Source organism: Paenibacillus polysaccharolyticus (genome assembly GCF_023714295.1).
GTDB classification, from domain to species: domain Bacteria; phylum Bacillota; class Bacilli; order Paenibacillales; family Paenibacillaceae; genus Paenibacillus; species Paenibacillus polysaccharolyticus_A.
Genome location: NZ_JAMAUN010000002.1, coordinates 442744 through 464744, shown reverse-complemented (window position 1 = coordinate 464744; position 22001 = coordinate 442744). Strand labels below are relative to the sequence as shown.

The window sequence follows — 22001 nt, the reverse complement described above, 5'->3', positions numbered from 1 at the left end:
CATTGATTCAGGAGGTGAAAAACAAATGAACAAATCAGACTTGATTACACACGTATCCGAGGCTACTGAATTGTCCAAAAAGGATGTAACGAAAGCGGTTGATGCCGTATTCGAAGCGATCTCTGAGGCTCTTCAAAACGGAGACAAAGTACAATTGGTTGGTTTTGGGAACTTCGAAGTTCGCGAGCGCTCTGCACGTAAAGGACGCAACCCGCAAACAGGTGAAGAAATCGAAATTCCTGCGAGCAAAATTCCTGCGTTCAAACCAGGTAAAGCGCTCAAAGACGGAATTAAATAAGATTTCTACATATTCCATATGTCAACGAAAAAAGACCGTGACTTGTTCACGGCCTTTTCTTTTGCCTATAAACGGGGAATTATCTTAATCTACTGCTCGGTTTCTTTGATTTCTGCCGAAAGTTCCGGTTGCTCGCTGTAAGCGATCAAAATCAGATTTTTGCCGGTAACGGAAGACAGATGATGCTCAATCTCCTGTAACTGGTTTACATGCTCGTCTGTTAGCACAGCTGGGGTATATTTCATGCCAACACTCCTTTCCTGGCTGTTCCGTTATAGTATGACCCGGGGATGAATGTTTCTTGCGGTACATTCGCTCCGGGACTTGTTGACAAATGAAACAATCTTGATCATCATTAACGCTATGAAATTAGAAAAGGGGACGTGCGCGATGGATCATTCTACGGGCAATGACTTTATCGTAATTAAAGCAGAAGAAAACGGTGTACAGGTGATTGGTTTAACCCGCGGGCAGGACACACGTTTTCATCACACGGAGAAGCTAGACAAAGGCGAAGTGATGATTGCTCAATTTACAACACATACTTCAGCTATTAAAATCCGGGGAAAAGCTAAGCTGATTACGAAGCATGGAGAGATTGAATCGGAATAGTCTTGAAAGAGTTTGACTAGGTACATTAAAAAGGTTGAATGAGATAAAAATTGCAGGCATAGCCTGCTTTTTTTGATTGTACAATGAGGTATGAGCTTTTACCGGACAGACTACACTAACAGGTAAAGGCAGGGAGGCGCGTATGAAACCGGGAATGATTGTGACTGCATCCATGCTGTCAACGATTGCGGCAGTCATCTTGCTCGTGGTTTTTCAAAGCTTACATACACATACATGGGGCGGGGATCGGGCAGAGCCTGTAACCGCATCTCATCAAACGATTCAGATGACGAATGATAATCTGGTTGATGTACTCAGTTCACTTCATATGTCTACGCCGATTGCTAGAGTGGAATGGAAACGGTCTATTTTGACAATCGACCTGAAAGTAGAGGGAACCGATACAAGTTATACTGAAATATACGAAAATATGGCGGCTGTAGTCGATCTAAGTTTTCGAAGCGTAGACAACGTAGAACAGGTGCTACTCCGCGTAATGGGTGAGGATGAATGGATGCATACGCGCCATTTGCTGCTTGCGGCAGATATTCGGCGAGGAGAGTGGCCGATGTACGCCATTGATATGCTTCGTACGTGGAAAAGTGCGGTATTTTCGGATGAATTAAAGGACTGGTTCAATCTGATGCAGACGGAACTGTGGAAGAGGCAGTTCGAAATGACAAGTTAGGGGTAATCAAATAGCAGGATTCAGTGCGTGCCGAATAAACATATGCTATAATATATAAGATTGTAGTGCAGAAATGGTTTGATTAAGCAAAGCCTCGGAGGATGAGAATGAATTCATATCGCGTACCCCAACTAGCAAAGAAATATACGGATTACGACATGATTCGACAACATACGGAAATCCCGTCATTTCCGGATAGCCGGGCGCGTCTGTTACAGGTATTTATGGGCCGTACAGACGAAAAGGGACATCAGGAACTTTACGCTCTTGCGACCTCGCTCGTTCAGTTGGCTATGGATACGCATGATCGAATCGATACGATTTCCGGTGATCGGGGAGAGCAGGAGATGCGCTCACGCCAATTAAATGTTCTCGCTGGAGATTATCTGAGCAGCCGTTTCTATCAGTTGCTTGCCCATGCAGGCAAGATTGATATGATCGGTAAGCTTAGCGGTGCTGTTTCAGAAGTAAACGCACGTAAGATGACGCTGTATGAACGGATGAAAAAACTTCTCGTTTCGGCTGATGAATATTTGCGTGAAACGGTACAGCTGAGAATGCAGCTGTTTCTTTCATTTACAGACATGATCCCTGTTGAGGATAAGTCGCTATGGAACAGCTTGCTGATGGAGTTCAGTACTTGCGAAACCATCATAGAAGAGATGGATCGGATGCGTGACGAGCAGCGTATGCTTCATAGCTATGCGTTCTGGTATGTGTACGAGAACGGCAATGACGAGGAACGCGGTCATTTGACTCAAATGGAGCTCGAACCACGTATGTGGAGCTCTATGGTGCTGAAACACAGCATAAGCGAGGTATTGCTGGACAAGCTTCGCAAGTGCACGCACCGCATTCAGCTTTTGCTGCAAGATGAGGAAGGTCTTCAAGGTATGCATGAGTTAGGAGCAATTCTTGAGCCTTACCTGTCCTATGTGCAGCCTTCACATGCGGCAGTAAGGGAAGATTGAGGGGGAGACAGACGAATGGGTAGCGGAGAGACCAAACCGAAAGAAGAATTTGTCCATTCGGTTTTTCAGAGTATAGCCGGCAAATATGACGTCATGAATGATATTCTGAGTTTCCGCAGGCATAAAGCTTGGCGCAAATTCACGATGAAAAAGATGAATATGTCTAAGGGAGATACGGGACTGGATTTGTGCTGCGGCACATGTGACTGGACGCTCGCTATGGCAGAGGCAAGTGAAACGGGGCACATGCACGGACTGGATTTCAGTAGCAATATGCTGGAAGTGGGCCAGACGAAAATCGACGCGGTGAAACGTTCAAAACAGATTACGCTCGTTCAAGGGAACGCCATGTCTTTGCCTTTTGAAGACAATACGTTCGATTATGTAACCATTGGGTTCGGTTTACGTAACGTGCCTGATCTAAGACAGGTTTTGTCTGAAATGAAACGTGTTGTAAAACCCGGCGGCATGGTGGTTTGTCTGGAATTGTCCAAACCGACTTGGCAGCCGTTTAAAGGCATTTATTATTTTTATTTTGAGCATATGCTGCCCAATATGGCGAAACTGTTTGCCAAACGTTATGAGCAGTATAAATGGCTGCCGGACTCTCTGGCGCTTTTCCCGGGTAGGAAGGAACTGGCAGACATTTTTGTTGAAACTGGATTGCAACAGGTGCAGGCCTACCCTCTAACCGGAGGCATCGCGGCACTGCATATTGGAACCAAGGAGAATCAGAATGTTTAGGAAAATTCGTATCTTTTTAGAAATGATCAAGATTGAACACACGCTTTTTGCTTTACCTTTTGCTTTTATGGGGGCCATTTTGGGCTCCATGGTTGTTAACAACACATTCCCGAGCTGGATGCAGATTATGTGGGTATTACTTGCTATGGTTGGTGCACGGAGTGCCGCATTTGGTTTGAACCGGATTATTGACCAGGCGATTGATGCTAAAAATCCACGTACGGCAATGAGAGCTATTCCAGCAGGTTTGCTGAAGAACGGCGAGGTTATTATTTTTATTATCGTTTCGTTTGTTTTATTATTCTGGGCATCATCCAATCTTAACGTGTTGTCCATGCAGTTGTTGCCGATTGCGGTCTTCATGCTGGTACTTTATTCGTACACCAAACGGTTCACATGGCTATGTCACGTCGTACTGGGGATGACCATTGGCCTTGCTCCTCTGGGAGGATGGGTGGCTGTAACAGGTACTATGGATTGGACAGCGATTGTCCTGTACGTTACGATTGTATTCTGGACTGCTGGATTTGACATTATTTATGCATGTCAGGATCTGGAGTTTGATCAGGGAGAAGGTTTGCATTCCATTCCGTCCCGCTTCGGACTTGTAAAATCATTGCAGATTGCCAAGTTCTTTCATGTCGTTACGGCGGTTGGTTTCCTTGCCTTGTTGCTAATGACCGATCTGAGCTGGTGGTATGGCGCAGGCATGCTGATTACGTATGGCATTCTGCTTTATGAGCACTATATTGTGTCACCTAATGATATGAGCCGGGTACAAACGGCATTCTTTACGATGAATAGTGTACTGAGCCTAGTCGTATTTACGTTTACACTTATTGATCTGGCGGTGAAATAATGATGCAGCAACCGGAGAATAAACGACTTGTTGTCGGAATCACCGGAGCGAGTGGCAGCATATATGGTATCCGATTAATTGAAACGTTGCTTGACCTGGGATATGCCGTTCATTTGGTAATCTCCAATGCTGGCTGGCGTGTATTAAAAGAAGAAATGGACTGGGATGTGACGAACCGGGAGAGTCTGCTTCAAGAAAAATTCGGTCATCGCGGTGGATCATTAATCTATCATCCCGTTAGTGATATCGGGGCTTCGATCGCCAGCGGTTCTTATCTGGCGGAAGGCATGATTATCATGCCTTGCTCCATGGGTACTCTTTCATCGATTGCAAACGGAACTTCTGACAACCTGATGTCACGTGCGGCAGATGTTATGATGAAAGAGGGCAGGACGTTAATTCTTGTACCGCGAGAAACGCCTTTGCATGCCATTCACCTAGAAAACATGCTGAAACTTTCACGTCTTGGTGTGCGAATGATCCCGGCAATGCCTGCCTTTTATTACAAACCTCAGAGCATGGAGGATTTAATTTTATTTTTAGTAGGTAAAGTGCTGGATAGCTTGCGCATCCCGCATCAACTGTTTACAAGATGGGGAGAACCGGATGAACGGGGATAATGTAGGAGGGGCACGCTTTTCTGGACAACCGGATCAGAAAAGCGCAGCTCATGGACATAATCCCCTGACTCCCGGGGTGTCGGTGAGTGCTGATGGCCAGATAAGTGTGTCCACAGTCTTGACCCATGCTCCGGCAACTTCTGTACTTTTGGTTGATTCAGAATTCGTCGCAGCGTTTAAATCCCGAATGTCGGTGCAGGCATTCGAAATGGAACATTATGATGGACGCTGTAGAAGAATACAAGCAGGAACGGCAAGCCTAGGGCGAACGTTTTTTGCCTGTAGGCTTGGGTTTGCTGGAAGGGAAGGTAAGCATGGATTTTTGGATTGACAATACGCTGACACGGGTGAACGAATGAAACTATTGGACATTTTCGGATTGTTAAAAAAGGACATGGATTACGTTGAGAAAGAGTTGTATCGCAGCGTAAAAGGCGAACAAAAGTTGCTGAGTGAAACTTCGCTTCATCTGCTTAAGGCAGGTGGAAAACGACTGCGGCCTGTTTTTGTGCTTTTAGGTGGCAAATTTGGTACATACGATATCGAGCGTTTGAAGCTCGTAGCCGTTCCGCTGGAACTTATTCATTCTGCTTCCCTCGTTCATGATGATGTCATCGATAATGCGGAGACTCGTCGGGGCAAACCCACCGTCAAGTCTAAGTGGGACAATCGGATTGCGATGTATACAGGTGACTATATCTATGGCAAAGCACTAGAGATGACGGCAGGACTATCTGATCCGGCCATTCATCGCATCCTTGCCAAAGCTATGGTACAGATGTCCATTGGTGAGATGGAACAGATTCGGGATTTTTTTAATACAGGTCAGAGCGTGCGTAACTATCTGCTGCGTATTCGTCGCAAAACTGCACTTCTCATTGCTGTGAGCTGCCAGCTCGGAGCACTTGCTACTCGTGCACCTGAGCATATTTCATCTTTGTTATATACCTATGGATACAATGTGGGTATGGCTTTCCAGATTCAGGATGATGTTCTGGACTTGGTAGGTACGGAGAAACAACTGGGCAAGCCTCCAGGAAGTGATATGAAACAAGGCAACATCACGCTCCCTGTGCTGTATGCTCTGGAAGAAGAACCATTACGTGAGCCGTTGCTCAAGGAAATTTCGCGCGTGCATCATGAAGAAGGACGTGCTAGTGCATCGGATGCAATTGGAATGATTCGCCAAAGCCAAGGAATTGCTAAAGCAGAAGCCCTTGCTGACCGATATATGAAGAAAGCGCTCGATGCTCTCGATCAGCTGCCTAATATCAAGACCACCAAAAATCTACGAGACATTGCTCACTTTGTCGTTAAACGTACACATTAAGCTTGTGTTGTTTAATGCGCTTCACGGATGTGAAATTCCTCATTGGGAGGATTTGGACTTGTATGTTACAATCAAAGGGATTGCGTTTACATAGTGATTAACTTTGAACCGTGAGTGAGGAGTGAACTGGTAATGGATCGTACATTTTTGATGGTGAAACCGGATGGTGTGCAGCGTGGTTTGATCGGCCGTATTATCAGCCGTCTGGAAGACAAAGGTTTTAAGCTGGTAGCAGGGAAACTGGTGCAGATGTCGGAAGAACAGGCGAGACGCCATTATGCTGAACATGAGGGCAAGCCGTTCTTTGATGATCTGGTTCGTTTTATCACTTCTGGCCCTGTATTTGCCATGGTTTGGGAAGGCGACGATATTGTGACACTTGCACGTATTGTCATTGGTAAAACGAATGTGAAGGAAGCGGCTCCAGGGACAATCCGTGGAGATTTCGCTAGCCATACACCACATAATCTCATTCACGGGGCAGATTCGCCGGAAAGTGCGACTCGTGAAGCTGCCAATTTCTTTAGTTCTGACGAGCTGGTAACCTATGAGAAGAGCATCGCAGCCTGGTTGTAATTATTAGCCAAAGGGTGATGTACGATGCTGGAGCAAGAACAACTAGACCCGGATTATGCCGGATTCATTCGTAAAATTAAAGAGAGCACAGGCATTGATCTTGCTCAGTACAAGGAAGGCCAGATGAAAAGAAGGCTGACCACACTACGTAACAAAAACGGGTTTAATACATTTTCTATCTTTTTTGATGCGATGCAGAAGGAAAAGTCCTTATTTTACGAGTTTCTGGATCGCATGACCATTAACGTATCGGAATTTTGGCGCAACCCGAATCGCTGGGAAGTGTTGCGTGATGAGATTCTGCCTGAACTGGTGGGTTCCAAACGCAAGGTCAAGGTATGGAGTGCTGCTTGTTCGACTGGCGAGGAGCCATACACGATTGCCATGATTTTGGATACGTTAGGCATCTTGAAGGAAAGTTCCATTACGGCTAGTGACCTGGATGAAGGTGCACTCGCCAAGGCTAAGGAAGGCCGGTATATGGAACGTTCGCTGAAAGACGTGCCCCCAGAAACGGCCAGTCGATATTTCAAGCAAGATGGCATGATGTATCGTATTGATGAGAAATTGAAAAGCTCAATCAACTTCAAGAAGCAGAATTTGTTGGTTGACCGTTTTGATGACGGATACGATCTGATCGTATGTCGGAATGTTATGATTTATTTTACAGAGGAAGCGAAAAATCTGTTGTATCACAAATTCGCAGCCAGTCTGCGTCCAGGTGGCATGTTGTTCGTAGGTAGTACAGAGCAGATTTTCTCCCCTGGGCAATACGGACTGGAGACAGCAGAGACGTTTTTCTATCGAAAAAAATAAATCAGTATAAAGAACAACCGCCTGAGACGCATGAAGATGTGCTCAGGCGGTTGTTTGCATAAGAAAAAGCGGCTTTCTTGTCAAAGCCGGTCAGCTATACTATAATAAGCAAAGAAATTATGGGATTTTAGCAATGTGAAGTTTAACAGTTTAAAGGGGGAACGTATTATGAGTTTACGTTATTTAACCGCAGGGGAGACGCACGGACCCCAATTGACCGCAATTATTGAAGGACTTCCAAGTAATTTGAATATTGATTTTGAAGAATTGAACTTCCAGCTTCATCGCCGCCAGAAAGGGTATGGCCGTGGACGCCGGATGCAGATTGAGAAAGACCAAGCTAATTTTGTTGGCGGAATTCGTCACGGATATACGACTGGTGCTCCAGTAGCGCTCGTTGTTCAGAATAATGACTGGAAGCACTGGCAGAATATTATGAACATTGAGCCGATTGAAGGCAGCGATGAAGAGAAACGTCGTGTTCATCGTCCACGCCCTGGACATGCCGATCTAAACGGTGGTTTGAAGTACAATCTCAAAGACTTGCGTAACGTCCTGGAACGCTCCAGTGCGCGTGAGACAACTGTACGTGTAGCATGTGGTGCGATTGCACGTCAGTTCTTGGCTGAATTCGGTATTAAAGTGGCGGGACGAGTTATTCGCATCGGGGAGATCGAAGCGCCGTATAAGGATCTTCCGATTGATGAACTGATTGCCGTGACGGAAGCATCTTCAGTTCGTGTGACTGATGCGGAGACAGAGAAGAAAATGGAAGCCTATATCGATCAGATCAAGCAAGAAGGCGACTCCATCGGCGGAATTGTAGAATGTATTGTTGAGGGTGTTCCCGTCGGTCTGGGAAGCCACGTACAGTATGATCGCAAGTTGGATGCTCGTATCGCTCAAGGTGTAATGTCGATCAATGCGTTCAAAGGTGTGGAGATCGGCATCGGCTTCGAAGCGGGTACGATTCGCGGCTCTCAGGTACATGATGAGATTCTGTATACGGAAGAGCGTGGTTACCACCGTGCAACCAATCGTCTGGGCGGGTTTGAAGGTGGTATGACCAACGGTATGCCGGTTGTGGTACGCGGAGTAATGAAACCTATCCCAACGCTTTACAAACCGTTGCAAAGCGTTGATATCGATACCAAAGAAGCTTTTTCGGCTCAGGTTGAACGTTCTGATGCTTGTGCGGTTCCGGCAGCCAGCGTTGTTATGGAACATGTTGTTGCATGGGAAGTTGCCAAGGCATTCCTGGAGAAATTCGGCGGGGATTCCATGGAGGAGATTCGGGCAAACGTTGCCAGTTACCAAGCACAATTGGAGAATTACTAATATGCGTCAGTTGACAGTACAGCTTGAGGAACGCTCTTATCCTATATTGATTGGCAGCGGCCTGCTGGCTCAAGCTCCGCAATATTTTGAACAATACGGTTTAACAAAAAAAAGTCCGCTTATGATCATTACAGATGATCATGTGGCTCCGAGATATTTGGATAGATTAGAGCAAACGTTGCGTGCGGCGGGTTATTCCGTCCTATCCGCAGTCGTGCCATCTGGTGAGACTTCGAAATCACTTGCGGTATATCAGGATATGATGACGGTAGCGATTGAAGGCAAACTCGACCGCAGTTCGGCGATTCTCGCTTTAGGGGGAGGCGTCGTGGGTGATCTGGCTGGTTTTGTCGCAGCTACATATATGCGTGGGGTGAAGTTTGTACAGATCCCAACAACCATTCTTGCTCATGACAGTAGCGTTGGCGGTAAAGTGGCGGTCAATCATCCTCTTGCCAAAAATATGATTGGTGCTTTCCATCAGCCAGAACTTGTACTGTATGATGTGGACACACTACAATCCTTGCCGCCAAGAGATGTATCGGCCGGTTTATCTGAGATGCTCAAGCACGGACTGATCCGTGATGAAGCTTTTGCCCATTGGTGCGAAGAAAACGCCGAAGCATTGCTTGCGCTTGACCCGAATACGCTCGGATATGGTCTGGAACGTGGATGCAGCATCAAAGCCGAAATTGTTTCCAATGATGAACGTGAGAATGGAGAACGTGCACTCCTGAATCTAGGCCATACGATTGGACATGCGATTGAAGCGATTGCTGGATACGGTGAATTTCTGCACGGAGAAGCCATTTCTATCGGCATGGCTGGATCGGCACTACTGGGTGAGAAACTCGGAGCGCCAGCAGGGCTGTATGAGGATACTGTTCGTATGTTGCGTTCTCTTCGTCTTCCAGTGACGTTGCCTGCACATCTAAGTACGGATGCTTTGATGGAAGCGATGATGCACGATAAAAAATTTCGTGAGGGCCATATGGTCTTTATCGTTCCTGATCGGATTGGATCTGCCAGAATCGTTAAGGATGTGCCGGTTGCGGTTGTTCGTGAAGTCATTGAACTGCTTAGGAAGGGAGAATAACAGCATGGTTACACGGGGAATACGCGGGGCGACCACGGTCACCCAAAACAGTGAAGAAGAGATTTTGAAAGAAACAGCAGTACTGCTACAGGAGATTGTTGACCGGAACAAGATTGTGCCGGATGATATTTGTAGCGTATGGATTACGATGACTGGAGATCTGGATGCGGCTTTTCCGGCAAAAGTAATCCGTCAGTTAGATGGATGGGAACTTGTGCCTTTGATGTGTGCGCTAGAGGTGCCTGTAAAAGGTGCTTTGGCGAAGTGTATTCGTTTTATGGTGCATGTGAACACAACCAAAGCTCAAAATGAAATTCATCACGTGTACTTGAACGGTGCACAAGCGTTACGTCCCGATCTGGCAGGCCGTTAAGTTTCTTGAATGGTCATGGTTGTCAAACCGGTGATTATGATGTATAGTGAGAAACAGTTGAGTAGAGTTTAGATTGAGCTGAGAGCAGCTGAGTTGAGCCTAGTATATAGCAGAGTCCAGTGTTTGGTAGCCGATGCATCCGAAATCGGTCAACGCTCACACGGTACGTCTTGCTAAGGAGAAGTACAGGAGAGTAGAGTAGACATGTCAGAGGACATTGTTTATTCCCATATATCTGACATACATTTCCCATTATCTATTATCATTGAGGAATTGGATTGATTTTCTCAAGAGATGAAGATGATGTCAACGAAATGTACCAAGTATATGTATCTGAAACATGGATCAACATGGATCAGTTGCCTGTTACTCACCTTTCGCAAAAGTATAGGGACTTGTTATTTATGGAACAACATGCTTGAATACAGCTTATAACCAAACCTCTACCTGATGGTAGAGGTTTTTTGTCGTCATAACTTTCTTCTACCTAAATCTGAAAGGACGTGATCTGATGATAACGCCAAACGTTAACCAAGTATTGAAAATGTCTAATGAATATAATCTGATTCCGGTTGTTAAACGGATTTTGGCTGATATGGAGACGCCAATTCGTATCTTCCGCCGTTATGCGGATAATGACCGTGCGTTTTTGCTTGAAAGTGTAGAGGGTGGCATTCAATGGGCTAGATATTCCTTCATCGGTACAGATCCGTTTCTGATGATTTCAGGGAAGAAAGGCCGAATTGTGGTTGAAGAGGCAGGAAAGACCCGCGAACTTCCGGGCAAACCAATAGAAGAACTGAAAGCCTTGCTTCGCAAATACCGGAGTCCGAAGCAGGAAGAACTTCCCCCTTTTACGGGTGGAGCCATTGGATTTTTTGGATATGACCTGTTGCAATATTATGAGAAGCTTCCAGCTCATGCGCTGGATGATCTGAATATGGATGACATTCGCTTTATGTTTTGTGATCAAATTGTTGTATTTGACCATGTGAAGCAACATATGTTGCTTGTCGGCAATGTACATGTCAAGGATGGGGCAACCGATGAAGAGATTCGTCAGGCGTATGCAGCCACTTCCGAGAAGCTTGAACAAGCGGCAGAACGTTTACAGCAGCAAGGACCCGGGGAAAACCTGAACCCGCGTTCGATTCCCGGCGATGTGGAGCTTGGAGACATTCGTTCCAATCTGACGAAAGAGCAATTTATCGGCAATGTGGAGCAAGCCAAAGAGTATATCCGCGCAGGAGACATTTTCCAGGTGGTGCTGTCTCAGCGTTTTCACATTGATACGGAAATTTCCCCGTTACATGTATATCGCGTACTGCGGACATTGAATCCGTCGCCTTATATGTATTATTTGAAAATGGACGATGAGATTATCGTAGGTACTTCACCTGAGGCGCTCGTCAAGGTCGACGGCAATCGTGTAGAAACACGTCCCATCGCAGGCACACGTCCAAGGGGGGCAACTGAGGCGGAAGATCGCGCACTTGCTGCAGATTTGCTGCAGGATGAGAAGGAGCGCGCGGAGCATCTGATGCTGGTGGATCTGGGAAGAAATGATCTGGGGCGTGTATCCACTTTTGGCAGTGTGAAGTGTGACATGTTTATGGAGATCGAGCGTTACTCTCACGTTATGCATATGGTATCCAACGTTACAGGCGAGTTAAGAGGAGACAAGGATTTCTTCGATGCTTTCCTCTCCTGTCTGCCAGCCGGGACCGTATCTGGTGCGCCTAAGCTGCGTGCGATGGAGATTATTGCGGAGCTGGAGAAGGAGGCACGGGGTGCCTACGCAGGAGCGATTGGTTATCTTGGATTCTCCGGAAATATGGATGCATGTATTACCATTCGGACGATTATTTTCAAAAAAGGAAAAGCATATGTACAGGCCGGAGCCGGAATTGTATGGGACTCTGTGCCTGAGAAGGAATATGAAGAGACCGTAAACAAAGCCAAAGCATTGTTAAAGGCCATTCGTACGGCTGAAGCGATGTTTCCGGTAAAAGCTGCAGATCCCAAATTAAGTCTGGCTAACGCTGATTATTTTGTAACACCAACTTCGGCAACGAACTGAGAGAGGAGAGACTGGAAATGAACTTGAATCCAATCATGAATGACAGCCAGGTGCTACCTGAAGCAGTGATTTCCCGGGAAGAAGGAATGAAGCAAGGGCTCGCTAAAATTCTCGAAGGCCGTCACCTGGAGCAGGACGAGGCACGTGAACTAATGTATTCGATCATGCGAGGTGAAGCTACTCCGGCTCAAATCGGAGGGTTGCTGATGGCTCTTCGTATGAAGGGGGAAACGGTGGATGAAATCACTGGTTTTGCTCAGGCGATGCGCGGACAAGGTGGCCGTATTCTGACAGATGGCAGAGGGCTGCTGGATACATGCGGCACAGGCGGATCGGGTATTCATAAATTCAACATCTCTACAGCATCGGCCATTATTGCTTCGGCAGTTTCAGTTCGAGTGGCCAAACACGGCAATCGTTCAGCTTCGGGCAAAGCAGGCAGCGCGGATGTTTTGGAAGCGCTCGGCGTTAATATCCATCTGAATGGGGAACAGGCCAGGCAGTGTCTGGATGACATCGGAATCTGCTTCTGTTTTGCTCAGGTGTATCATCCCTCCATGCGTCATGCGGCGGCTCCGAGAAAAGAGCTGGGTGTGCGCACGATTTTCAATATGCTTGGACCATTAACCAATCCAGCCGGTGCAGACCGCCAATTGCTCGGATTGTATGATCGCTCCCGGACGCCGATGATTGCAGAAGTGCTTAACCGTCTTGGTTTGAAAAGAGCGCTCGTTGTTGCCAGCCATGACGGTCTGGACGAAATCAGCATCTCTGCACCTACACAGGTATCGGAGTTGCGGAACGGGGGAGTGCACACGTATGACATTGACCCACGCGATATGGGGCTGTCTTTGCATCCGCTCGAAGCAGTGCTTGGAGGAGATGCGGCGCAGAACGCCGAAATTATACATCGGATCTTCCAAGGTGAACGCAGTGCTTACCGGGATGTTGTGTTGCTGAATGCAGGGGCATGTATTTATGTATCCGGCCTTGCGGACAGTATTGCAGATGGTGTAAAAATCGCTGCAGAGGCAGTGGACTCGGGTAAAGCGGCCAGTAAGCTTGGACAGTTAATTCATACAACGGAGGCGTACAATCATGTATCTTGATCGAATCGTTGCGACAAAACATAAAGAAGTGCAGGCTCTTGCACAGACTTTTCACGTGGATGAAGCTATGAAAAAGATTGAACAATTACCGGCTGCACGGGGGTTTGAACAAGCGCTGTCAAGCAGACGCAATCGTAAGCTGGGGCTTATTGCCGAAGTGAAGAAGGCCTCGCCGTCCAAAGGATTAATTCGTCCAGATTTTCATCCAGTAGAGATTGCTTCTGCCTATGAACGTGCGGGTGCTGATTGTATCTCTGTTCTGACGGATGTTTCCTATTTTCAGGGCAGTAACGAGTATTTGCAGGCTATCCATCAGGCTGTGAATATTCCGCTCCTGCGCAAGGACTTTATGATCGATGAGTCACAGATTGCAGAAGCAAGACTTCTGGGAGCAGATGCGATCTTGCTGATTGCCAGCATTCTTACACCGCGGCAGATTCGTCAATTTCTAACGTTTGCGAAAAGTCTTGGACTGGATGCTTTGATTGAAGTTCATGATCGGGCAGAGCTGGAAACAGTATTAGAGATTCCTGAAGCGACACTTGTTGGTATCAACAACCGAAATTTGAAAACGTTCGAAACCAGTCTGAATACCACGCTCGATCTGATGGAACTGATTCCACCAGGTGTAACGCTCATTAGCGAAAGCGGGATCGACGGTGCGGAATCGACGAAACCCTTGATTGAAGCAGGAGTGCACGGTATTCTCGTTGGAGAGCATCTGATGCGTAAAGACGATGTGGAAGCTGCTGTTTACGATCTGATGGGACCGAAATGATGAATAACTCGATATATGACGATACAGGTGCAGGTTCCCGTAAAGAAGAGAACTTGTTGCCAGCGGCCGTAAAAATATGTGGACTTCAGGACGTTGAAGTGCTAAAATCGATGATAAACTTGCCTGTGGACTATATCGGTGTCGTATTTGCCAAGTCCCGACGACAAATTACTCCTGAGAAGGCAGCGGAGTTGAGATCGGTATTGTTTGAATGGCCTTTGCATGAACGGCCGAAACTTGCTGGTGTTTTTGTGAATCCGACGATGCAAGAACTGAAACATTTGATGGAGACCGTGTCTTTGGATGTGATTCAACTGCATGGGCAGGAAAGTGCAGAATTCTGTCAACAAGTGAAAAAGCTCTGGCATGCAGATGTGTTCAAGGTCGTTTCTTTTCCAAAAGACGAAACAGAACAGGATGCGGATCATGCAGCTTTGCAGCGGTTAAATGATTACGTGGGAATCGTTGACGCGATCTTGCTGGATACCTTTGATCCATTGTATGGCGGCGGTTCTGGCAAAACATTTGCTTGGGAACGTATACCTGCATACGCAGAATGGGCTGCTGAACGTGGTATTGCCATGTTTGTCGCAGGCGGACTTCAAACGGACAATGTACAACAGTTAATTCAAACGTACAGACCTTATGGCGTAGACGTATCAAGTGGCGTGGAGACGGAAGGTCTGAAAGATATATCCAAAATTACAGCATTTGTAGAAAGGGTGAAGCAGGCATGACACACCAATTGCCGGATGAACATGGGCGTTTCGGTCCCTTCGGAGGCCGTTTTGTACCCGAGACACTAATGAACGCTCTGATCGAACTAGAAGAAGCATATAGCCGCTTCTCTGAGGATGAAGAGTTTAACAAGGAATTGAATTATTTACTAAGTGAATACTCTGGACGAGAGACGCCTCTGTATCATGCGGAGCAATTATCACGTCATCTGGGTGGGCCTAAAATTTATTTGAAACGTGAAGATCTGAATCACACAGGTGCACATAAAATCAACAATGCGATCGGACAAGGACTTCTTGCTAAACGGATGGGTAAAAAGAAAGTCATAGCGGAAACCGGCGCAGGTCAACACGGGGTTGCAACGGCAACCGTTGCGGCATTGCTCGGACTGGAGTGCAAAGTATTCATGGGTGAGGAAGATACCCAGCGTCAACAGCTAAATGTATTCCGCATGAAATTGCTCGGAGCAGAAGTCATTCCGGTAACGTCCGGCACACGTACATTGAAAGACGCTGGTAACGAAGCGCTTCGTTATTGGGTCAGTAATGTAGAAGATACCTTCTATGTACTGGGATCTGTTGTTGGACCTCACCCGTATCCAATGATGGTGCGTAATTTCCAGCGCGTGATCGGAGATGAGACCCGTCGTCAGATTCAGGAGATTGAAGGACGCCTTCCGGATGTTATTGTAGCGGCTGTTGGCGGCGGAAGTAACGCCATCGGTATGTTTTACCCTTTTATCGGAGATCAGGATGTTAAATTGGTCGGTGTCGAAGCAGCAGGCAAAGGTGTGGATACCGAGTACCATGCGGCAACGATGAGCAAAGGCACACATGGTGTATTCCAGGGCTCGATGAGTTATCTGTTACAAGATGAATATGGGCAAGTGCAACCTGCGCACTCCATCTCAGCAGGTCTGGATTATCCAGGGGTTGGACCAGAACACTCTTATCTTAAAGATATTGAACGGGCTAAATATGTTCCCATTACGGATCAGGAGGCCTTGGATGCTTTGCAATTGTTAAGTCGTACGGAAGGCATTATTCCTGCGCTCGAGTCGGCCCATGCGGTTGCTCAGGTCGTGAAGCTAGCGCCGGAACTGACTACTGATGATATCATTGTAATCTGTCTGTCTGGACGCGGGGATAAAGACGTAGAATCCATTATGAAGTATACGGGAGGTAACTTGTAATGAATCTAATGGACCTAACCTTCCAGCAATTAAAAGAACAAAATCGCACGGCACTTATCCCGTTTCTTACCGTTGGTGATCCAGATGTGAACACCACCATTGATATTATCAAGGAGCTTGAACAAGCAGGAGCAGACATCTTGGAGCTTGGTGTTCCGTATTCCGATCCACTCGCAGACGGCCCTGTGATCCAGCGTGCTTCCGAGCGTGCATTGAAAAGTCAAATCACGATTCGTACGGTGATGGAGACGGCGGCTAAAGCTCGTGAAGCCGGTGTGAAATTACCCTTTGTCCTGTTTACGTATTATAATCCGGTGCTGCAAACGGGCCTGGATATTTTCTTTGACGAATTGGTCAAACATGATATCAGCGGCATGATTATTCCGGATCTACCAATTGAAGAGGCAGAAGATATGCGTCGCCGTGCCGATCAGGCCGGGGTTCATCTGGTTCCGCTTGTTGCGCCTACATCCAATGCCCGTATTGAGCGGATTGTCACTGGTGCGCGCGGATTTATCTATTGTGTTTCTTCACTTGGTGTAACCGGAGAGCGTGCATCCTTTTTTAACGGTGTAGAAAGTTTTATTGAAACGGTAAAAGGTCTGACAGACCTTCCTGTTGCCGTAGGCTTCGGCATCTCGAGCCATGAGCAGGTCGCTCATTTCTCCCGCATCTGTGACGGTGTCGTTGTAGGCAGTGCAATTGTGCGGCAAGTGGAAGAAGCAATCCCGCTACTCGAAAATGCGGATACTCGTGAGGCCGGACTGTTGCAAATTCGCAACTTTGTGGCACAATTAAAAGGATAATCACATAAGTTGAACTTTTATTTCCACTTTACTCAATTTTGAGCAACAGGAGGCGGTCGAATTGAAACCGAAATCCCAGATTGTCAATCTGCCAGTGTATAAGCCGGGCAAACCGATTGAAGAAGTTAAACGTGAGCTGGGGCTGGAGCACGTCATCAAGCTGGCCTCCAACGAGAACCCCTATGGCAGTTCTCCCGCTGTACTAGAGGCAATTACGAGAGAATTGGCTAATGTAAGTATTTATCCCGACGGAAGTGCTGCAGAACTGACAGCGGTGCTTGCCGAGCATTTGGGAGTAGAGCGAGACAATTTGATTTTTGGCTGTGGATCGGATGAAATTATTGCGTTGATCACACGGGCGTTCTTTCTTCCTGGAGATGAGACCATTATGGCGGACCAGACCTTCTCCGTATATAAAAGCAATGCGGACATCGAAGGGGCTGTGACCATAGAGGTACCTTTGAAAAATGGAACTCATGACTTGCCAGCAATGCTGGCGCAAATCGGTGATAAAACCAAAGCTGTCTGGGTGTGCAATCCGAATAACCCTACGGGTACGATCATTTCCGAACAGGAGCTTATCAGCTTTATGGATCAGGTCCCGTCGAATGTAATGGTGGTGCTGGACGAAGCTTATTACGAATTCGTAACGGACGAAGCTTATCCGCAAAGCATTTCACTGATTAATCGTTACCCGAACCTGGTTGTTCTGCGGACCTTCTCCAAAATTTATGGTTTGGCATCACTCCGTATAGGTTACGGGATCGCACGTCCGGAGATCATTGACCTGATTAACCGTGTACGGGAACCGTTTAACACTTCACGTCTTGGGCAGGTTGCGGCAATGGCTGGACTTCAGGATCAGACTTTTGTGCAGGAGTGTTCCAAACGGAATACTGAAGATCGGGAATGGCTGCAAAATGAATTTTCACGACTGGGTTTGTCTTATTTCCCAAGTCAAGGGAACTTCATTTTGGTTGATGTGAACATGCCATCTGTCGAAGCGTTTCAGTCTTTGTTGAAACAGGGCATTATCGTTCGCTCGGGCTTTCACGTCTATCCAACATACATTCGTGTATCTGTGGGCACAGCGGAGCAGAATCGTGCGTTTATAGCGGCGCTGGAGAACACACTGGCGGAGAACGTGGCAGCACGCCCTTAATACTGGCGATGAAAAGAGTGAGGACCCATGACCATAAAAATTGCAATGATTGGTGTCGGGCTCATCGGCGGTTCACTTGCGCTTTGCTTTAAAGGAAAGCCGGGATTAACCGTGATGGGTTACGCACATCTGGAAGAATTAAAAGACAAGTACATAGCGAGCGGAGTAGTGGATGCTGCGACGCTCTCTCTGGAAGAAGCGGTGCAGGATGCCGACTTCATTTTTTTGTGTGTGCCTGTTGGTTTACTAGAATCGTATTTTGAACAATTGTCCAGACTGCCGCTGAAAAAAGGTTGCATCATTACCGATGTCGGGAGTACGAAAGCTTCCATTGCAGCTTGTGCGGAACAGATTCGGTTAAAAGAGGCTTACTTTATCGGGGGGCACCCGATGGCAGGATCGGAACGTGCGGGTGTAGACGCAGCGTCAGCTGTATTATTTGAGAACGCCTATTATGTTCTGACCCCGTCCGTTCACGTACCTGAGGAGGCGTATGGCCGCTTATCCGAGCTTTTAGCATATACTCGTGCACAGATTGTTCGCGTAGAACCACTGTTGCATGATGATATTGTGGGTGCAATCAGTCATCTACCCCATGTGATTGCTGTAGCTCTGGTGAATCAGGTACGTGAATATAACGAATCCAATCCACTGTATAAAATGCTGGCAGCGGGTGGTTTTCGAGATATTACACGGATTGCGTCCAGTGATGCGATTGTCTGGAGAGATATTCTGCTGAGTAACCGTGACGTGCTACTGGAGCTACTTAAGGACTGGAACAGTCAAATGTCTTCTTTTACAACGATGTTAGAACAGAAGAACGGGGAAGGCATAGAGGATGCCTTTCGTCAGGCACGAGAGTTCCGGAGCGTGTTGCCTGAGCGACGCAAGGGCATGATCTCGCCTTTATTTGATTTGTATACAGATGTGCAGGATGCTCCGGGTATGATCGGTAAAATTGCAACGGAGCTCGGGGCAAATGACATCAACTTGAGTAACCTTGAGATTATTGAGAATCGGGTGGATGTACCAGGGATTATGCGTTTGTCATTCCGTCAGGAGGAGGATATGGAACGAGCGAAGACTTTGCTGTCTTCCCTGGGCTATCAGGTGTGGGTTTAGGATAGAACAGAGGGCGAAAGCTCTCTTTTTTTTGTAAGCAGGGGGAGAATTACGTTTTAGACAAAAAAAAGACCGCTTACATAAGCGGCCATTGCTCACGTGGAGCAATACAGTTATTGGATAGGAGTGGAGAGAAACCATACTGTACTTTTATTATATGTATACGTTTTCATTTTGTCAACACTTTGGACAAATTTATTTGTATAAACTTAGATTTCAAGGAAAAACAGTACAATCAAGACTTTTATCAAAATCGTTAGAAGATGTGAAAAAGAATGCTGATAGAATGCACAAAAATAATTCCCAAAAAAAATATCTCATTTTTGTAACCTTTTTAGAAGTGGTCACGTCTATATATGCAAGGCTTTCCAAGATGCTGTATTAGGAAGTCATGACAACGAAATCAATGGCATATAAATGTTAAGTCGGACAAAAGTGGATAGCAATGGATTTGCCAGGATGATGCAGACCGTTGTACAATGTTACTGTTATGTAGAAACGTTGGGGAAATTGCCATTACATAGGGGAATTTGGCGGAAGGGCCGAAAACGGTGCTGGACGCTTTTTTTATGCGGTTGAACCGCAACTTTTTTGCGCCTGTTCGGTAATACATGGATAGAGTCGAACGGGGAGAAGCACATGGATGGGCGAGGAGGGGTCGCACTCAAATGACGGATTCCCAGTTGATTCGAGAGATCAAGGAAGGTAACGTTGAGTTATATTCCGAGCTGATGAGTCGTTATCAGCGTAAAATACTGGCTTTCGTATATCATATGTTGAAAAGTTCCAATATGGAGCTGCTTGCGGAAGATCTCTGTTCTGAGACATTCTACAAGGCGTTCCGCAGTTTACACTCTTTCCGTGAGGTGGATGCATCTTTCTCTACTTGGCTGTATACCATCGCTAGAAATACGGTATTGAGTGAGCTTCGTAAACAGCGTAGTGGAAATGTTCCGCTTGAAGAGAGCGGTGTAGTTCCTGTTGCTCCTATGGAGAATGCTCCTGAGCATGCTGTTCTGCGTAGCGAGCGGGTGATGCTGGTTAGAGATGCGATTAACAATCTGCCAGAGAAGCAACGTTCTGCGATTATACTTCGTGAGTATGATCAGTTGGATTATCAGGAAATCGCGGGTATTTTGGGGCAGAGTGTCAGTTCTGTTAAATCGCTATTATTCAGGGCAAGATCAAGCGTAAAAATACAGTTGGAGCCTTATTTCTTCGAGCCGATGTACGAGCCATATGAAGGGATGAAGAACCGATGAATTGCAATGAAGCCCAGGAACTGTTTGCATTGGTCTGGGACTTACCGGAATCTCATCCACGGCGGATTGCGTTTCAAGCACATCTCGCTGGTTGTGAAGAGTGTTCGGAGCAGTTTGAAGTCTGGGAGGAAGCCCAGATGCTGCTGCACAGCATCCCGGTTCCAGTGACAGAGCAACAGGCAGAGAGGGTCAACCGAAACGTAATGGACCGGATTTACGCGGAGTCTCCATGGCTATTACCAGAAGAGGCAAAGGTTAATCGATTCTCTGCGGCAATCCGTAAACATATGTCTTTGTGGATTGCGGCGTTCCTGGCTATTTTTTTATGCAGCTTTCTGTACATGGCGATGTTCAAGCCAGAGGTGTCAGAAGCTGAGAAGTCCAATGTTATTACAACAGGCATCCTTGAGACAGGGGTTGCTGGGAGTACATCTTCATCCTCGGGATTATATAAGTATGACATCCCTGAAGCGGATAAAGGGAGTATCATTGAACCTTTTGTTGTAAGTATGGGTCCTGCTTATCCTCAATATTGGATGGCATTGTCTCTGCTTGCCATAGGTATGGCTTTGTTTTCACTTGGACGTATGCATCGATCAACAACTAAACGTAAACAAGGTGTGGGTGCGTAGGTTATAACCTAGCGTTCGCTGTGTGGAGAAATGAGGGATGAATGTGCGGATCGGGCTTGTTCGTCATGGTCTGACTGATTGGAATGCGGCTGGCCGTATACAGGGGCAGACGGATATTCCTTTGAATGAGGAAGGACGTAAGCAAGCAGCATGTCTGGGTAGACGTCTGCAGTCTGAAGACTACCAGTGGGATTTTATTGTGACGAGTGGTTTAGCAAGGGCACAGGAAACGGGAGAGATTCTTTCACAGATGCTGGATGTACCTATGCTTGAACCGGACGCACGATTGAAAGAGCGAGCTTTTGGTCTGGTTGAGGGTCTTACTTCGGATGAACGGATTGCGCGTTGGGGCAAATCCTGGGATACACTTGATCTGGGACAAGAACATATCGAGGATATTCAAGTACGTGCGCTGGCGTTTTTGGACGATCTGTGGTCTGTTCACTCGAAAGAAAATGTACTGATTGTAACGCACGGTGCTTTTCTTGCTAACCTGTTAACGGCGTTATATCAGGACAAGTATACCGAACGCATTGGCAATCTGTCACTGACCATTCTGGAGAAGGAACTTGATGATGATTGGACTCCACTCTTATATAATTGCACACAACATCTTTCTATGGATACCATCAAACAATCTGGGCGATAAGCTCAGGTTGTTTTTTTATACCATCTGTATTTGAGAGGATAAATAGGACTGTGGATAAACTCTATTGTTTCTCTTCTGATTCATCGTTTTGAGGCATAAGATGAGATAAAACAAAAAAAATGGCAAGAAGAGGTTTAGATTGTGGTGAAT

Annotated in this window: 26 protein-coding genes; 25 read left to right on the top strand and 1 reads right to left on the bottom strand. The window is 46.6% G+C overall.

Going from position 1 to position 22001, the window contains the following annotated elements; all coding sequences use genetic code 11:
- Window positions 1–25: 25 nt before the first annotated feature.
- Window positions 26–298, top strand: coding sequence for an HU family DNA-binding protein (locus M3629_RS10845; protein ID WP_090917341.1), 273 nt, complete (start codon window positions 26–28; stop codon window positions 296–298).
- Between the two features lie 89 nt (window positions 299–387).
- Here M3629_RS10845 and M3629_RS10840 read toward each other — a convergent pair whose 3' ends face one another.
- Window positions 388–543 (bottom strand): hypothetical protein, encoded by a 156-nt coding sequence (locus tag M3629_RS10840; protein WP_251505751.1) that lies wholly within the window; start codon window positions 541–543, stop codon window positions 388–390.
- A gap of 145 nt (window positions 544–688) precedes the next feature.
- On the opposite strand from M3629_RS10840, the gene mtrB reads away from it, so the two are divergent.
- The 24 genes from mtrB to M3629_RS10720 all read left to right on the top strand — a co-directional run bounded on the left by mtrB (window position 689) and on the right by M3629_RS10720 (window position 21851).
- Window positions 689–910 carry a trp RNA-binding attenuation protein MtrB gene (gene mtrB / locus M3629_RS10835; protein WP_251505749.1) on the top strand — a complete coding sequence of 74 codons (222 nt, stop codon included), beginning with the start codon at window positions 689–691 and terminating at the stop codon, window positions 908–910.
- 142 nt (window positions 911–1052) lie between these two features.
- Entirely contained in the window at window positions 1053–1598 is a 546-nt protein-coding gene (locus tag M3629_RS10830) for a hypothetical protein (RefSeq protein ID WP_251505748.1), read from the top strand.
- Between the two features lie 107 nt (window positions 1599–1705).
- Window positions 1706–2569: a heptaprenyl diphosphate synthase component 1 gene (locus tag M3629_RS10825; protein ID WP_251505745.1), complete on the top strand. Its 864-nt coding sequence runs from the start codon at window positions 1706–1708 to the stop codon at window positions 2567–2569.
- Between the two features lie 15 nt (window positions 2570–2584).
- On the top strand, window positions 2585–3313 hold the full coding sequence (locus tag M3629_RS10820) for a demethylmenaquinone methyltransferase (protein ID WP_251505742.1): 729 nt from the start codon (window positions 2585–2587) through the stop codon (window positions 3311–3313).
- Window positions 3306–4172: a UbiA-like polyprenyltransferase gene (locus M3629_RS10815; RefSeq protein ID WP_251505739.1), complete on the top strand. Its 867-nt coding sequence runs from the start codon at window positions 3306–3308 to the stop codon at window positions 4170–4172. Before M3629_RS10820 ends, M3629_RS10815 begins: the two co-directional genes overlap by 8 nt.
- A complete protein-coding gene (locus tag M3629_RS10810) occupies window positions 4172–4792 on the top strand; it encodes a UbiX family flavin prenyltransferase (protein ID WP_251505737.1) in 621 nt (206 codons plus the stop codon). Before M3629_RS10815 ends, M3629_RS10810 begins: the two co-directional genes overlap by 1 nt.
- Window positions 4779–5123 (top strand): hypothetical protein, encoded by a 345-nt coding sequence (locus tag M3629_RS10805; RefSeq protein ID WP_251505734.1) that lies wholly within the window; start codon window positions 4779–4781, stop codon window positions 5121–5123. Before M3629_RS10810 ends, M3629_RS10805 begins: the two co-directional genes overlap by 14 nt.
- A 24-nt stretch (window positions 5124–5147) precedes the next feature.
- On the top strand, window positions 5148–6122 hold the full coding sequence (locus tag M3629_RS10800) for a polyprenyl synthetase family protein (protein ID WP_251505732.1): 975 nt from the start codon (window positions 5148–5150) through the stop codon (window positions 6120–6122).
- 132 nt (window positions 6123–6254) lie between these two features.
- A complete protein-coding gene (ndk, locus tag M3629_RS10795; protein WP_251505728.1) occupies window positions 6255–6698 on the top strand; it encodes a nucleoside-diphosphate kinase in 444 nt (147 codons plus the stop codon).
- A gap of 24 nt (window positions 6699–6722) precedes the next feature.
- Window positions 6723–7514 (top strand): CheR family methyltransferase, encoded by a 792-nt coding sequence (locus M3629_RS10790; protein ID WP_090917215.1) that lies wholly within the window; start codon window positions 6723–6725, stop codon window positions 7512–7514.
- Window positions 7515–7682: 168 nt separating this feature from the next.
- Window positions 7683–8852 (top strand): chorismate synthase, encoded by a 1170-nt coding sequence (aroC, locus tag M3629_RS10785; RefSeq protein WP_251505725.1) that lies wholly within the window; start codon window positions 7683–7685, stop codon window positions 8850–8852.
- A gap of 1 nt (window position 8853) precedes the next feature.
- Entirely contained in the window at window positions 8854–9948 is a 1095-nt protein-coding gene (aroB, locus tag M3629_RS10780) for a 3-dehydroquinate synthase (protein ID WP_251505722.1), read from the top strand.
- 4 nt (window positions 9949–9952) lie between these two features.
- A complete protein-coding gene (aroH, locus tag M3629_RS10775; protein WP_251505719.1) occupies window positions 9953–10321 on the top strand; it encodes a chorismate mutase in 369 nt (122 codons plus the stop codon).
- Window positions 10322–10832: 511 nt separating this feature from the next.
- A complete protein-coding gene (trpE, locus tag M3629_RS10770; RefSeq protein ID WP_251505716.1) occupies window positions 10833–12401 on the top strand; it encodes an anthranilate synthase component I in 1569 nt (522 codons plus the stop codon).
- Between the two features lie 68 nt (window positions 12402–12469).
- On the top strand, window positions 12470–13510 hold the full coding sequence (trpD, locus tag M3629_RS10765; protein ID WP_251505840.1) for an anthranilate phosphoribosyltransferase: 1041 nt from the start codon (window positions 12470–12472) through the stop codon (window positions 13508–13510).
- Complete coding sequence (gene trpC, locus M3629_RS10760) at window positions 13500–14288, top strand: indole-3-glycerol phosphate synthase TrpC (RefSeq protein WP_251505714.1); 789 nt, start codon at window positions 13500–13502, stop codon at window positions 14286–14288. Before trpD ends, trpC begins: the two co-directional genes overlap by 11 nt.
- A 53-nt stretch (window positions 14289–14341) precedes the next feature.
- Window positions 14342–15025 (top strand): phosphoribosylanthranilate isomerase, encoded by a 684-nt coding sequence (locus M3629_RS10755; RefSeq protein WP_435368209.1) that lies wholly within the window; start codon window positions 14342–14344, stop codon window positions 15023–15025.
- A complete protein-coding gene (gene trpB / locus M3629_RS10750; protein WP_251505696.1) occupies window positions 15022–16218 on the top strand; it encodes a tryptophan synthase subunit beta in 1197 nt (398 codons plus the stop codon). Before M3629_RS10755 ends, trpB begins: the two co-directional genes overlap by 4 nt.
- Window positions 16218–17024 carry a tryptophan synthase subunit alpha gene (trpA, locus tag M3629_RS10745; protein ID WP_251505693.1) on the top strand — a complete coding sequence of 269 codons (807 nt, stop codon included), beginning with the start codon at window positions 16218–16220 and terminating at the stop codon, window positions 17022–17024. Before trpB ends, trpA begins: the two co-directional genes overlap by 1 nt.
- Before the next feature lie 61 nt (window positions 17025–17085).
- Window positions 17086–18186 (top strand): histidinol-phosphate transaminase, encoded by a 1101-nt coding sequence (hisC, locus tag M3629_RS10740; protein WP_251505691.1) that lies wholly within the window; start codon window positions 17086–17088, stop codon window positions 18184–18186.
- 27 nt (window positions 18187–18213) lie between these two features.
- Entirely contained in the window at window positions 18214–19308 is a 1095-nt protein-coding gene (locus tag M3629_RS10735) for a prephenate dehydrogenase (RefSeq protein WP_251505689.1), read from the top strand.
- A gap of 668 nt (window positions 19309–19976) precedes the next feature.
- On the top strand, window positions 19977–20570 hold the full coding sequence (locus M3629_RS10730; protein WP_251505687.1) for an RNA polymerase sigma factor: 594 nt from the start codon (window positions 19977–19979) through the stop codon (window positions 20568–20570).
- Window positions 20567–21202 (top strand): anti-sigma factor family protein, encoded by a 636-nt coding sequence (locus M3629_RS10725; protein WP_251505685.1) that lies wholly within the window; start codon window positions 20567–20569, stop codon window positions 21200–21202. Before M3629_RS10730 ends, M3629_RS10725 begins: the two co-directional genes overlap by 4 nt.
- A gap of 43 nt (window positions 21203–21245) precedes the next feature.
- Window positions 21246–21851, top strand: a complete 606-nt coding sequence (locus M3629_RS10720; RefSeq protein WP_251505835.1) for a histidine phosphatase family protein — start codon at window positions 21246–21248, stop codon at window positions 21849–21851.
- Window positions 21852–22001 lie beyond the last annotated feature (150 nt).